The sequence below is a fragment of the Providencia sp. PROV003 genome (assembly GCF_045040775.1).
Classification (GTDB): domain Bacteria; phylum Pseudomonadota; class Gammaproteobacteria; order Enterobacterales; family Enterobacteriaceae; genus Providencia; species Providencia huashanensis.
In genome coordinates this window covers 2,190,041-2,204,730 of the sequence record NZ_CP096369.1, presented here as the reverse complement: position 1 = coordinate 2,204,730, position 14,690 = coordinate 2,190,041, and the positions used below count along the sequence as shown (strand labels likewise).

At 40.7% G+C, this 14,690-nt stretch carries 13 protein-coding genes and 1 other RNA gene; 5 read left to right on the top strand and 9 right to left on the bottom strand.

All coding sequences use genetic code 11. The features are described 5' to 3' along the window. Positions 1–99: 99 nt before the first annotated feature. Positions 100–678: a YecA family protein gene (locus tag M1F14_RS09960; RefSeq protein ID WP_042845057.1), complete on the bottom strand. Its 579-nt coding sequence runs from the start codon at positions 676–678 to the stop codon at positions 100–102. 139 nt (positions 679–817) lie between these two features. On the opposite strand from M1F14_RS09960, the gene zapA reads away from it, so the two are divergent. From zapA to M1F14_RS09945, 3 genes are all read left to right on the top strand, one after another. Beyond that, positions 818–1,147: a cell division protein ZapA gene (gene zapA / locus M1F14_RS09955; RefSeq protein ID WP_042845059.1), complete on the top strand. Its 330-nt coding sequence runs from the start codon at positions 818–820 to the stop codon at positions 1,145–1,147. Positions 1,148–1,257: 110 nt separating this feature from the next. Next, a non-coding RNA gene (gene ssrS, locus M1F14_RS09950) (6S RNA) lies at positions 1,258–1,439 on the top strand. 149 nt (positions 1,440–1,588) lie between these two features. Continuing rightward, positions 1,589–2,179, top strand: coding sequence for a 5-formyltetrahydrofolate cyclo-ligase (locus M1F14_RS09945; RefSeq protein WP_042845060.1), 591 nt, complete (start codon positions 1,589–1,591; stop codon positions 2,177–2,179). A gap of 46 nt (positions 2,180–2,225) precedes the next feature. On the opposite strand, the gene serA is transcribed toward M1F14_RS09945, so the two are convergent. Together serA and rpiA are read right to left on the bottom strand one after the other, a co-directional pair. Further along, complete coding sequence (gene serA / locus M1F14_RS09940; RefSeq protein WP_042845062.1) at positions 2,226–3,476, bottom strand: phosphoglycerate dehydrogenase; 1,251 nt, start codon at positions 3,474–3,476, stop codon at positions 2,226–2,228. Positions 3,477–3,947: 471 nt separating this feature from the next. Then, positions 3,948–4,610 (bottom strand): ribose-5-phosphate isomerase RpiA, encoded by a 663-nt coding sequence (gene rpiA, locus M1F14_RS09935; RefSeq protein ID WP_042845064.1) that lies wholly within the window; start codon positions 4,608–4,610, stop codon positions 3,948–3,950. A gap of 317 nt (positions 4,611–4,927) precedes the next feature. Between rpiA and M1F14_RS09930 the strand changes: the two genes are divergently transcribed. Continuing rightward, complete coding sequence (locus tag M1F14_RS09930) at positions 4,928–5,842, top strand: LysR family transcriptional regulator ArgP (RefSeq protein WP_042845066.1); 915 nt, start codon at positions 4,928–4,930, stop codon at positions 5,840–5,842. Here M1F14_RS09930 and M1F14_RS09925 read toward each other — a convergent pair. From M1F14_RS09925 to M1F14_RS09910, 4 genes are all read right to left on the bottom strand, one after another. Beyond that, positions 5,839–6,573 (bottom strand): oxidative stress defense protein, encoded by a 735-nt coding sequence (locus M1F14_RS09925; protein ID WP_042845068.1) that lies wholly within the window; start codon positions 6,571–6,573, stop codon positions 5,839–5,841. The two genes, M1F14_RS09930 and M1F14_RS09925, sit on opposite strands and share 4 nt — an antisense overlap. A gap of 157 nt (positions 6,574–6,730) precedes the next feature. Next, entirely contained in the window at positions 6,731–7,351 is a 621-nt protein-coding gene (argO, locus tag M1F14_RS09920) for an arginine exporter ArgO (protein WP_042845070.1), read from the bottom strand. 212 nt (positions 7,352–7,563) lie between these two features. Beyond that, positions 7,564–8,436: a small-conductance mechanosensitive channel MscS gene (gene mscS, locus M1F14_RS09915; protein WP_048607929.1), complete on the bottom strand. Its 873-nt coding sequence runs from the start codon at positions 8,434–8,436 to the stop codon at positions 7,564–7,566. 137 nt (positions 8,437–8,573) lie between these two features. Further along, positions 8,574–8,945, bottom strand: a complete 372-nt coding sequence (locus tag M1F14_RS09910; RefSeq protein ID WP_042845072.1) for a YacL family protein — start codon at positions 8,943–8,945, stop codon at positions 8,574–8,576. A 192-nt stretch (positions 8,946–9,137) separates the two neighbouring features. Between M1F14_RS09910 and M1F14_RS09905 the strand changes: the two genes are divergently transcribed. Next, the gene (locus M1F14_RS09905) at positions 9,138–9,515 is read left to right on the top strand and encodes a VOC family protein (protein WP_042845074.1); all 378 of its coding nucleotides are present in this window, start codon (positions 9,138–9,140) and stop codon (positions 9,513–9,515) included. A gap of 71 nt (positions 9,516–9,586) precedes the next feature. Here the strand turns inward: M1F14_RS09905 and acnB are convergent, their stop codons facing one another. Continuing rightward, positions 9,587–12,184, bottom strand: a complete 2,598-nt coding sequence (acnB, locus tag M1F14_RS09900; RefSeq protein ID WP_042845076.1) for a bifunctional aconitate hydratase 2/2-methylisocitrate dehydratase — start codon at positions 12,182–12,184, stop codon at positions 9,587–9,589. Positions 12,185–13,157: 973 nt separating this feature from the next. Further along, positions 13,158–14,585 carry a dihydrolipoyl dehydrogenase gene (gene lpdA / locus M1F14_RS09895; protein ID WP_094301215.1) on the bottom strand — a complete coding sequence of 476 codons (1,428 nt, stop codon included), beginning with the start codon at positions 14,583–14,585 and terminating at the stop codon, positions 13,158–13,160. Between the last annotated feature and the right edge of the window lie 105 nt (positions 14,586–14,690).

The following is a 14,690-nucleotide window of genomic DNA, read 5'->3' as shown; positions in this document are numbered from 1 at the left end:
CGCGCTGGCGACAATGACCCAAAGCTGGATAAGCCAGCTCTAAGTTCCCCTATTTTAGTGATAAAACAGAGCTCATGTGTAAAACTGACGCGATTAGAATTAATGAAGGATAGGCTTATTATTCTCAACCGCTGTTGGGCCTTTATTTGGCTCAACTAATGCGATATAACATAGCTGTACCGCAACCCTGACGTACTCAACCACTTCTTCTAGCGCTTGCTCAAGCTCTTCTTGGTCTTCGTCTTCGTCATACCCAAGCATTCCGATATTACGTAAATCTGTAATAACTTCTGCAATCTCTTTTTTATCCGCCAGTTTGGGTTGAGCCACCCCAACGCCTAATAAAAAGTGATTAACCCAACCCGCTAATGCGTCTGCATGGTCAAAAATAGAGGCGTCTTCATCAGGGAATAGCATAGTAAATGCAAATTCACTGTCATCTAGCGACTCAAAAGTGGTGTCAAATAAATCACGTAGTGGCTGTGAAATTGTTTGAGGAAATGCTAAACCATCGTTAGCAAGGTCATGGACTAATGTTTGCCAGCTATGATCACGGCTACCACCACAAATTAACCCCGTTATTAGACCATGGATTTCAGCTGCGGTAAGTGCTATTGAGTGCTGTTGTAACAGTTTGTCCAGTGTTTCATAGTTTGGTAAAGATTTTTGTATAGACATCTGAATTCGTCATGTTAGCTTATGATTCGTGATATGCTACCATCAAGGATAGCCGCTAGACCAGTATGCTTTTGTCTTATCTATTAATTGCGCCAAATATGTTGTATTTATGGCGAACATTATTCAGTATGGAGGTAACATGTCCGCACAACCTGTCGACATTCAAATTTTTGGGCGCTCACTGCGAGTCAACTGCCCTGCAGAACAAAAGGAAGCCCTTCTTGAGTCGGCTAAAGAATTAGAACAGCGCTTGCAGAACCTAAAAGATAGAAGCGGTGTCACCAATATGGAACAACTTATTTTTATCGTAGCATTGAACGTCTGTCACGAATTAGCACAAGAAAAGACAAAAACGCGTGATTATGCTTATAATATGGAAGAAAAGATAAAAATGTTGCAACATACTATTGAACAAGCGTTGCATGATCAGGTAAAAATTACTGAGAGGCAAGTATTGCCCCTAGAGTAAATTCGCTTATTAATCAGACACTAGTAGAAAAAAATATCCAAAATTAAGGTTGCATTTTAAATCTAGTTTTGTACAATGAAATCACTGGGTAACGAAAGTACTCAAACCAAATTTCTCTGAGATGCGCGTGAGTGGGCGAGTCCCCTGAGCCGATATTTCTACCAAACAGAATGTGGTTATTGCGCTGGTGAGCATGCCTGATTCGTTCAGGAAGCCTAAAGGTTGCTAAACTGCGTTCACCTTGAACCAAGGGTTCAAGGGTTACAGCCTACAACGGCATCTTGGAGACCCTCTACTGTATTCCTATTTACCTTTAATAACACACACCAATAATACAACGTCGTATTGATTCAGACGATTTACTTTTCTACAATAATTTTCGCCTTGCGATATACTCTAAATAGTTAATTATTTCCTATTGCTGATAGAGTAGGTTTTCATATGCAAGATGCCCTTTCCACACAACGCCAGCAAGTACGCCAATCCATCCGTCAGGCTCGTCGTCAATTAACCACGAAACAACAACAGTTAGCCGCTCAACTGGTCATGAAGAATGCCTTACAACACCCAAAGATTAACTCAGCGAAATGCATTGCTCTATTTCTCTCGTTTGATGGTGAAATTGATACTAGGCCATTAATTAGTGCACTGTGGGAACAAGGCAAACAGGTTTACCTTCCTGTTTTACACCCTTTCAGCCGCCATCATTTACTTTTTCTTCGCTATCACGCAAAAACACAGTTAGTCAAAAACCGCTTTAATATTGATGAACCCCCACTCAATGTACAAGATGTACTCCCTATAGAAAAACTGGATATCATGTTCATTCCCCTTGTGGCTTTTGATAGCCAAGGGCAGCGATTAGGAATGGGGGGTGGGTTTTATGATAGGACATTAGCTCATTGGCAACAAACCGGTTTTTACCCCATCGGCTTAGCCCATGATTGCCAGCAGGTCGAGGCACTTCCCGTAGCGCACTGGGATATTCCGTTACCTGAAATTATTACGCCACAAAAAATATGGCGCTGGTAATTAATACCTGCGCCATCATCATCAAGTAAAAGCAACCAATGCTAATTTAGAACAGCAAACGTGCTCGGATAGTGCCTGGCAGTGCTTTTAGCTTAGCTAAGGCATCATCTGTTTGACTTGGGCTCTGCGTTAACACATCGATCACCACATAGCCAACATTACCAGCTGTACGTAAATACTGCCCAACTACGTTGATATTATTCTCCGTAAATACTTGGTTAATGCTATTAAGAATACCTGGGCGGTTTTCATGAATATGCAAGAAACGGTTAGTATCCTCGGTATGTACTGGCAGTGAAACCTCAGGGAAGTTAACAGCAGATAACGTTGAACCATTATCTGAGTATTTTGCTAATTTACTTGCAACTTCTAACCCGATGTTTTCCTGAGCCTCTTCAGTCGAGCCACCAATGTGCGGTGTTAAAATCACATTGTCGAATTTAATTAATTCAGAGATAAACGGGTCGTTCGGGTCATTATTCGCCGCTGGCTCTGTTGGGAATACGTCAACGGCGGCACCTGATAAATGCTTGCTTTCCAGCGCAGCTGCCAATGCTGGGATATCCACCACTGTACCTCGAGAAGCATTAATAAAAATAGAACCCGGCTTCATACGGTCAAACTGCTCTTTAGCAAACATATTTTTGGTGCTTGCTGTTTCAGGTACATGTAAGCTCACGACATCACTCATATTAAGCAGTTCAGTTAAAGAACGGACCTGAGTTGCATTACCTAATGGCAATTTGTTTTCTATATCATAGAAGAAAACATTCATACCGATCCCTTCAGCTAAGATCCCCAACTGAGTACCAATATGACCATATCCAACAATTCCTAAACGCTTACCACGAGCTTCAAAGCAGCCTTTAGCTTGTTTTTCCCATATCCCACGGTGTGCTTGCATATTCGCTTCGGGAATACGGCGTAATAACAGTAATAGTTGACCTAACACCATTTCTGCAACGGAACGAGTATTGGAAAATGGCGCATTAAATACTGGAATACCGCGTTTTGCCGCAGCATCTAAATCAACTTGGTTAGTCCCGATACAAAAACAGCCGACTGCAACTAATTTCTCTGCTGCCGCAAAAACCTCTTCAGTAAGGTGAGTACGGGAACGGATACCAACAAAACGTGCATCTTTAATCGCTTTTTTTAATTCTTCGTCGGATAACGCGCTTTTGTGGTATTCAATATTGGTGTAACCTGCTGCTTTTAGGTTCTCAACCGCACTTTGATGCACACCTTCTAGCAGTAAAAATTTTATTTTGTCTTTTTGCAAAGATACCTTGACCATTTCCCCTACCCTATCATGAACGTACTAATAATTTATAACCGATGAATTTGCATGTTTGCTTCGCATTCTTCAAAGCACCTGTAAAAATCGACATCCACCCACCTTGAAGTATGCAGCTATACCAACATAACAAAAAACGGCGCAGTATCAATACAACCGTTTGCTTTATGGATACTAAAAATAGCAAAGAAAAAGAAGTTAAACGGTAGAAAATCAGGAGCAGTAACACAAAATAAGTTTTTTTCCTGCACAATGCGCATTAGTGTGAGATATATCACCAAAATAACGGGGTATTAAAAAAAATGAAATAAATTTCAAATCATCGATATTTATAAAACTGGTTAATTAATTTAGTGCTATCTCAGAAATAACACCCGCTCAATTCACAATCAAACATAAAAAAAGCCAGTAAATATGACATCTACTGACTTATTTTAAGACGCTGAATTTATCTATTTGTTATAACATAAATTATAACTTAATAGTTTTAACCCCTTCATCAGAGGTTCCCATTAATACGACGTCTGCACCACGGTTAGCAAATAGCCCAACAGTCACCACGCCAGCAATACCATTGATAGTATTTTCTAATGCAACAGGGTCTACAATGCTTAAATTATGGACATCTAAAATCACATTTCCGTTATCAGTTACGACATTTTGACGATATTCAGGGGTCCCCCCCAATTTCACCAACTCACGTGCCACATAGCTACGAGCCATAGGGATCACTTCAACGGGTAATGGGAACTTACCTAAAACATCAACTAATTTGGATTGGTCAACAATACAGACAAATGTTTTTGCAATAGCTGAAACAATTTTTTCTCTTGTTAAGGCTGCCCCGCCACCTTTAATCATATTCATATGATGGTCGACTTCATCAGCGCCATCGACATAAACATCTAATGAATCAACTTCATTACAGTCAAATACAGTGATCCCCAGTGATTTTAGCTTTTGGGTTGATGCTTCTGAACTGGATACCGCCCCTTCTATTTGCCCCTTCATCGTTGCCAAAGCATCAATGAAATGAGAAGCTGTTGAACCCGTTCCAACACCAACAATAGTACCCGGTTTAACGTAATCGAGTGCTGCCCAACCTACCGCTTTTTTTAATTCGTCCTGAGTCATGATCATGCCTTTTGCTAATTAATTGAGTCGTGATTAAGGTTATGAATAGCTAGTATATACCGGACACTGGCTAAGTTGCAGTATTGTTCTTTACATTTATGCCGTTGTTTTTGGGATTTATCTAGCAACAATAATATTTTCAAGTGTTATCACTAAAAATATGGCATAGTGATTTAAGGTTACTGCTCTTTGTTAATAACCCTAGCTGAGCTTTTACACTGAGTTGGAAATTCGCCTTGTGTGTTTTCCCCATCTATTTTTATGGAACAGCAAAGGTCAATAGCCTCGAATAGAATAACAATAAGGAGATCTTTTCGATGAAGCGCCCTGATTATCGCGCGTTACAAGCACTGGATGCCGTCATTCGTGAACGCGGCTTTGAGCGTGCGGCTCAGAAACTTTGCATCACACAATCTGCTGTTTCACAACGTATCAAGCAGCTAGAGAACCTGTTTGGGCAACCTTTACTTGTCCGCACTGTTCCGCCTCATCCAACAGAACAAGGGCAAAAACTGCTAGCGCTACTTCATCAAGTAGAACTATTAGAGGAACAATGGCTTGGCGATGAAAATGGGGGCTCAACACCACTTCTTCTGTCCCTTGCCGTTAACGCAGACAGCTTAGCAACTTGGTTGCTACCCGCGTTAAACCCAGTACTGGGTAATAGCCCTATTCGGCTAAATATACAAGTTGAAGACGAAACACGAACTCAGGAAAGGTTAAGGCGTGGTGAAGTCGTGGGTGCTATCAGTATTCAACCCCAAGCATTACCCGGCTGCTTAGTTGATAAACTCGGTGCTCTCGACTACATTTTTGTCGCTTCCCCTGACTTTGCCGCTAAATATTTCCCTGATGGTGTAACTCGTTCTTCATTACTTAAAGCCCCCGCGGTTGCATTTGACCATTTAGATGATATGCACCAAGCCTTTGTACAACAAAATTTTGGGCTATCACCGGGGAGTGTTCCTTGCCATATCGTAAATTCATCCGAAGCCTTTGTCCAACTGGCGAAACAAGGTTCAACTTGCTGCATGATCCCTCATTTGCAAATAGCAGATGAGCTGAAAAATGGTGAATTGGTTGATTTAACGCCGGGGTTATGCCAAAGGCGCATGCTGTATTGGCACCGGTTCGCACCTGAAAGCCGTACAATGAAGAGAGTAACCGACGCCCTATTGAAAACAGGGCGCCAAATGTTAAAACAAGAAGATGATATAGCCTCTGAAAATTAACGTTTCAACTCAAACACCACATCCACTTGGTCATTAAAATCAATACTCTGTTGTTCATAGGTCTCATCAACTTTGAGGTCTTGAGCAACAGAGGCTTTCATTGCCCCACCGTAATTTCTTGCAGCGATTGGATATGGCACCGCAGCTGGCGCATTATAGTTAATGCTATACACTGGGCCTAACTGAACATTAAAACCTTTCGCTAAGATATTGGCTTGTTCTGTCGCATTTTTAATCGCTTGAGACCGTGCTTCATCACGGTACTGTTGCGGGTTAGCAACACCAAACTGTACTGAGTTTATTTCATTAAGACCAGCTGCTAAAGCGCCATCTAATAAAGTATTCAGTTGATCAAGTTTTTTAACCTTAACTTCCACTGAGCGTGTTGCAGTATAACCTTCAATCGTCGATTTTTGCTTCACACTACTGTAATCGTATTTTGGCTGAGTACGCACATTAGCAGCATTAATATCTTGTTTTTCAATGCCATTTTTCTTCAAAAATTCAAAATACTCAGCGACTCGTTTATCAACACCCGCTTTAGCCGCAGCCGCATCTTTTGCTGTTACCTCGACCAAAATATTCAGTGTTGCCATATCAGGGGCTGCTTTTACGATTGCGTTCCCTGATGTCGTAATATGTGGGCCATTCGGTAGTGGATCGGCGAATGAGAAGCCCGGAACCGCAGCACCAGCTACCATAGTAGCAAAAACTAAAGACTTTAATTTCACAGAACCTCCCAATGATATTATTTATCGCTAAAAAAAGGATAGTTCATAACAAACTATCCCTCAATACAACTTAACAATATCACACTAAATAAAAAACGTAGTTCAGAATAATAAGAAACTGAAAGGCGTTTTCAATCTGTTGATGTAATATTGTCTTTTAAAACCCTTTTAAGCCTTGCAATGCTAACTGAACAGCAATAAACCACATAACACTACCAACAAATACGTTGATCAAGCGTTGTGAACGAGGTTTATTAAGTACAGGTGAAAACCATGCAGCTAATATAGCTAAAGCAAAAAACCAAACAAAGGATGCCGTCAGTGCACCTGCGGTAAACCAAGGCCGTAGCTGGCTTTCTAGTTGGCCACCTACGCTACCTAACACAACAAAAGTATCTAAGTACACGTGTGGGTTTAACCATGTCACGGCAAACAAAGTTACAATTACTTTCCACCGAGTAATCACTCGGTTTTCAACTTGAAGAATTGTCTCATCTGGGCTCATTGCAATACGGAATGCACCATAGCCATACCACAAAAGAAACAATACCCCAGCCCAAGTTATCAATTGCATTAATATTTCTGACTGACTCAGTAATGCACTACCACCAAAAACACCAGCACTAATTAAAACGGCATCACTTAAAGAGCATAACAATGCACTCATTAAATGAAACTGCTTACGACTTCCCTGCTGTAAAACAAATGCATTTTGTGGCCCTAATGGCAATATCATTGCTGCACCCAATAATATCCCCTGAAAATAAATCGTAATCATGCATAAATTCCAAATAGTTATTCAATTTATATGCGGAATATTAGCGAGAAACAATTATTAGCGGAAATGATTTACTCTAATGGGTCATAAGTCAGACTTATGGCATTTAACTTAATTAAGCTAGATTTTCTGTCATAAATGCCAATGCCATATTGGTATATTAAAAACAAAAATGGAGCCAAATTGGCTCCATTTTTAAATATTAATGCAAATTACTCTGCTGATACTTTATTCGTTGCTGTATCTTGTTTGTATAAATGGACATCCATTTGTGGGAATGGAATACCAATTTGGTGCTTATCTAAGGCACGCTTGAATTCTTCTAGCAGATCCCAATACACTGGCCATGCATCCCCATTTGTCGTCCAAAAACGCACTACGTAATTTAATGAAGATGGCGCCATATCATGTAAACGTATCGTGACCCCTTTGCTGTGCTGAATACGTTCATCAGCCGCAACAATATCACCTAATACTTTTTTCACGGTATCAATATCAGAGTCATAAGCCACCCCGACAATGATATCTTGACGACGGTTAGGTTCACGTGAGGTGTTAATTATGTTATCAGCAATTATTTTGCCATTTGGAATAACAATAATGCGGTCATCAACTGTTTTTAGTGTAGTTGAGAATATTTGCACATTTTGCACCGTGCCTTCAACCGCACCTATAGTGACATACTCCCCCGCTTTTAATGGCCTAAATATTACCAGTAATACACCAGCAGCAAAGTTACCGAGTGAATTTTGTAATGCCAAACCAACCGCTAAACCTGCCGCCCCCATTACCGCAATAACAGAAGCTGTCTGTACACCAATTTTGCCTAATACCGCGATTAAGGTAAACGCAACAATCGTATAGCGAACTATTGCAGATAAAAAATCACTCACTGTAGCGTCAATGCCTTTCATCGTCATTACGCGATGCAAACCGCGCCCGACTGCTTTTGCTACCATCATACCGACTATGAGGATAACAATAGCTGACACGATGTTCACCACATACTGAACTAACAGATCTTGGTTTGCCACAAACCAATTCGTTGCATTATTCAACGCCCCTGTAACATCATCAGTATTCATATATATATGCCCTTTTGGATCTCATTATCAATATCAACCCTAGCCATTTAAGTTTCTAATAAAAAGTTTAATAGCTAGCTATACCCTGAAAATAATAGCGATAATTTATAGAAATACAAAACAAATCACTAAAAAAATTATTTTTTCCCATTTTCAATAACAAAAACACGGTAATCTTTTAACATTAAAAGAAAGTCATCGATACCGCAAAATGCAATACTTTCATTATCGTAATAACTCATTCCCTCTTCTAGGCCATCTGTTTCAAAGAATAATTGATTAGCTCGGATCATCACCTCTTCATCATCAAGTAACAGTGTATATTCATGACCAATAAGCTCCCACTGCTTTTCACTGCCCTTGACTTTTTTATAATTATCTTCGATAGCATCTAACAGACTAAGGTTATTTTTAACCTCTTCATTAAGCCAATATCCAATAGCCTCATGATCCATCGAGAATTTAGCGGAGATAGCTCCGGTGATATCTTGGAAAAATTGGTAGTCCATATGCAATACCTCTACTCTTTGCGTCATTATGACCAGTATAACGTGAGACAATCACGTTTGTTGAGAGGTATTACCTGCTCGCTGAAAGAAAATTCGATAAAACACCAATTTCAACACTATAATTTTTATATTCACTTAATATTAAATGACTAAAAAATGATAATAACCTCTGTTTAGATTATAGGAGTTCCAATGATCAACCGCTTAGACCATTTAGTCCTAACAACCACTCACCTTGATGCCTGCCTTGATTTCTACCAGCGTGTATTAAAGATGTCAGTGATGACCTTTGGTGAACAACGCTATGCCCTGCAATTCGGTCAGCAAAAAATAAATATTCATCAATATGGAAAGGAATTTGAGCCGAAAGCACATTTACCCGTTCCCGGCGCATTAGACCTGTGTTTTATTAGCGATATCCCCCTTGAACAGGTACAGGCACACATCGAACAACAAGGTGTAAAAATTGTAGAAGGGCCAGTGAAACGTACTGGTGCAGTGGGGCCAATTATGTCAATTTATTTACGCGACCCTGACTTAAACCTAATTGAAATTTCACAATACATTTAACTCAATATTCTGCAATAGAGACAAAAAAGGCCCCTAAATTAGGAGCCTTTACGGTTAATATAAAAAGTGGCTTAAACCGCTGTTTGGAAAATCACGCCATCCGCTTTTTCGGTATATTGTGATAATTGGTCAAAGTTCAAGTAACGGTATGTATCCGCTGCTGTTTCGTCGACTTTATCCATAAATTGCTGGTACTCTGCAGGCGTTGGTAAACGGCCTAACAATGAAGCAACTGCAGCAAGCTCAGCTGATGCAAGATACACATTCGCCCCTGTTCCTAAACGGTTAGGGAAGTTACGGGTTGATGTCGAAACAACCGTTGCCCCATCCGCCACACGCGCTTGGTTACCCATACACAGTGAACAGCCTGGAACTTCAATCCTTGCACCACTCTTACCAAACACACTGTAATAACCTTCTTCGGTTAATTGTGCTGCATCCATCTTAGTGGGTGGAGCAACCCATAAGCGGGTTGGTAACTGGCCTTTGTGAGAATCCAATAATTTACCTGCTGCACGGAAGTGACCGATGTTTGTCATACAAGAACCGATAAACACTTCATCAATTTTCTCGTTTTGGACATCAGACAGTAAACGTGCATCATCAGGGTCATTTGGTGCACACAAAATTGGCTCTTTAATATCGTTTAAGTCAATTTCAATCACTGCAGCATATTCTGCATCTGCATCGCCTTCGAGCAGTTGCGGATCAGCTAACCAACTTTCCATACCTTTAATACGACGTTCGATAGTGCGGCGGTCGCCATAACCTTCAGCGATCATCCATTTCAATAAAACGATATTCGATTGCAAGTATTCAGTGATTGGCGCTTTATCTAATTTAATAGTACAACCCGCGGCTGAACGTTCTGCTGAAGCATCAGCTAATTCAAACGCTTGTTCAACTTTCAGTTCTGGCAAACCTTCGATTTCTAAAATACGACCTGAGAAAATATTTTTCTTACCTTTTTTCTCAACAGTCAGAAGGCCGTCTTTAATCGCATACAAAGGGATGGCATGAACAAGGTCACGTAATGTGATACCTGGTTGCATTTCACCTTTGAAACGAACTAAAACAGACTCAGGCATATCCAGAGGCATTACCCCTGTTGCCGCTGCGAACGCAACTAGCCCTGACCCTGCTGGGAATGAAATACCAATAGGGAAACGCGTATGTGAGTCACCACCTGTACCGACGGTATCAGGCAAGAGCATACGGTTTAACCAAGAGTGGATAATACCGTCGCCCGGACGCAGAGAAACACCACCACGGTTCATGATGAAATCCGGTAATGTATGGTGCGTAGTAACGTCAACAGGTTTTGGATACGCCGCAGTGTGACAGAATGACTGCATCACTAAGTCAGCAGAAAAACCAAGGCAAGCTAAGTCTTTTAGCTCATCACGTGTCATTGGGCCTGTTGTATCCTGTGAACCTACTGACGTCATTTTTGGCTCACAATACTCACCTGGGCGGATACCCGGGCGACCACAAGCACGACCAACCATTTTCTGTGCCAATGAGAAACCACGGTTGCTTTGAGCTACAGATTTCGCATGACGGAATACATCAGTTGCTTCTAAACCTAATGATTCGCGAGCCTTGTTAGTTAAACCACGGCCAATAATCAATGGAATACGGCCACCGGCACGGACTTCATCAATTAAAACATCCGTTTTTAATTCAAATGTTTCAAGCAGCTCACCTGTTTCATGGTTGCGTACTTCACCTTTAAATGGATAGATATCAATAACATCACCCATATTTAGTTTAGACACATCCACTTCAATCGGTAACGCACCAGCATCTTCCATCGTATTGAAGAAGATTGGGGCAATTTTGCCGCCTAATACTACCCCACCACCACGTTTATTTGGCACAAATGGGATATCATCACCCATAAACCACAGCACGGAGTTAGTGGCTGATTTACGAGAAGAACCGGTACCGACTACGTCACCCACGTAAGCTAATGGGAAGCCTTTCTTATTTAGCGCGTCGATTTGCTTGATTGGGCCAACATTGCCCGCATCGTCTGGTTCAATACCATCGCGCGCATTTTTCAGCATGGCTAAAGCGTGTAGAGGGATATCAGGACGTGACCATGCATCCGGAGCTGGAGATAAGTCATCAGTATTCGTTTCGCCAGTGACTTTAAAAACAGTCACGGTCATTTTTTCTGCTAATGCAGGGCGCTGTTTGAACCACTCAGCATCAGCCCATGATTCAATAACTTGTTTCGCATGCGCATTTCCAGCTTTCGCTTTTTCTTCTACGTCGTAGAAGTTATCAAACATTAATAATGTATGGGAAAGGGCTTTCGCTGCGATAGGCGCTAATTTAGCATCATCAAGAGCTTCAATTAGTGCATGGATGTTATATCCGCCCTGCATGGTACCTAGTAATTCAATGGCTTTTTCAGGGGAGATAAGAGAAGAGGAAGTTTCGCCTTTAGCAATTGCGGCTAAAAATCCAGCTTTTACGTACGCTGCTTCATCAACACCAGGGGGGACGCGGTTGGTTAGCAGGTCTAACAAGAAATCTTCTTCACCTTTGGGTGGGTTTTTTAGTAACTCTACCAGTGCAGCTACTTGTGACGCATCTAATGGCTTAGGGACAATCCCTTGAGCGGCACGCTCGGCTACGTGCTTACGGTATTCTTCTAGCACGACGTTCTCCTCGCTTCTTTGTTATTTATATACCCGGCTGTCTGCACCTTACTGATAAAAATATCATCCGGTGCCAGGTCAGAGGAATTTGCTCGCATAATCTCAATGGCGGTAAAATTATGTCCAGCTTCGGGCTCTCAGCATAGCAGAATTTAAACGCAATGTTAATTCATTCACAAGAAAGTAACATTTATCTACTAACTTCATGCCTTAACACTTAATTACGGGTTATTTTTTAGCTTAAGAGATTATAAATCTTTATAAAAAGCTGAAAAAACCATACTTTTTATAATGCATTTCGCTGATTAAAGCACCCTCTTTTATGGCTTTTTCCTTTGGGTATCACAAATTATATTTATTATCGTAATTTTATTTACATTACTAATTGATAAGGTAAATCATTACGATTGGTTTTAATCTATTTAAAGGATTTTATTGATTTTATTAACCTTTTATTCCAAGTAAATTTCCGAAGCGGTCAATAAACTGGCACATGTGGTTGTTATCATCGATTAACATTGGCCCTCGATATAATTTTGCTCCTAACTGAGTGAAATGTTCACAGGCCAAATTAAAATTATCGACTTGCCAATAAAGCACAGTGCCTTTACTGCTTAATTTCTACTTCTGATGCTCCATTAAAAACCTTTGCGTTACCTTTATTTGGCATTTCAATTAAAGTCCTATTTCCTATTTGAATGCCATTTTTATGTACAAGGATATTTTTGTGGGTCAATTAAAAATTTCCAGCCGAGCGGTTTTTCAATCTCCGCAATGTTTTTTCTGAAGGTAATTAAATTATTTTCAATTAATATTTGTTTAGATTTTAATAAATAATTGAACTGAAACATGTGACTAGTTGTTTATATTCACAAAAACAAAAAAAAGCCAACATGTTTCCACATTGGCTTCAATTCGCTTTGGTGATAAACAGCATACTAGAGATACTGTTTATCAGTGCAGTTAAAGAAAATTATTTTTTCTTTTTCGCTTTAGCGTTTGGTAAATCAGTAATGCTACCTTCGTAAATTTCAGCAGCCATACCGATTGATTCGTACAGTGTTGGGTGCGCGTGGATAGTTAATGCTAAATCTTCGGCATCACAACCCATCTCAATTGCTAGGCCGATTTCACCCAGTAATTCACCACCGTTGACACCGACAACAGCACCACCAATAACACGGTTAGATTGCTTGTCGAAAATCAGTTTAGTCATACCTTCTGAACAATCAGATGCGATTGCACGGCCTGATGCTGCCCATGGGAAAGTCGCAACTTCATAGCTGATATTTTGCTCTTTCGCTTCTTTCTCAGTTAAACCAACCCATGCAACTTCTGGCTCAGTATAGGCAATAGAAGGAATAACTTTCGGGTCAAAGTAATGTTTCAGACCAGAGATAACCTCAGCGGCAACGTGACCTTCATGCACACCTTTATGCGCTAACATTGGCTGACCAACGATATCACCGATAGCGAAAATATGTGGCACGTTAGTGCGCATTTGTTTATCCACATGGATAAAGCCACGATCATCAACTTCGACGCCTGCTTTGCCTGCATCCAAGTTTTTACCGTTAGGAACACGGCCGATAGCCACTAATACCGCATCATAACGTTGTGGTTCTGCGGAAGCTTTTTTACCTTCCATCGAAACGTAGATACCGTCTTCTTTCGCTTCAACTGCTGTTACTTTAGTTTCTAACAGTAGGTTGAATTTTTTACTGATTTGTTTGGTGAATACTTTAACCACATCTTTGTCAGCCGCTGGGATGACTTGGTCAAACATTTCAACCACATCGATTTGAGAACCCAGTGCATGATACACAGTCCCCATTTCTAAACCGATAATACCACCACCCATCACCAGCAGACGCTCAGGAACTTCAGTCAGTTCTAATGCATCTGTTGAATCCCAAATACGTGGGTCTTCATGTGGGATAAATGGTAATTGAATTGGACGGGAACCTGCAGCAATGATTGCGTTATCGAAATTGATAGTCGTACTACCATTTTCGCCTTCAACAACCAGAGTATTAGCGCCTGTAAATTTACCGAAGCCATTAACCACGTTAACTTTACGGCCTTTAGCCATACCAGCTAGACCGCCAGTCAGCTGATTAATCACTTTTTCTTTCCATAAACGAACTTTGGAAATGTCAGTTTTTGGCTCACCAAAAACAATACCGTGCTCAGCTAAAGCTTTTGCTTCTTCGATCACTTTTGCAACATGCAATAAAGCTTTTGAAGGGATACAGCCAACGTTTAAACAAACCCCACCAAGCGTTGAATAACGTTCTACTAAAACAGTTTCTAAACCTAAGTCAGCGCAACGGAAAGCCGCAGAATAACCTGCAGGGCCTGCACCAAGCACAACGACTTGGGCTTTAATTTCAGTACTCATCATGACCTCTTTTTGTTTTGTCCAGCGGTACTGCTGAATAAACGATTTTCCACTGGAAAAGTACACACCGAGAGCAGTTTACAGAATTGTTAACACCCTGAAAAG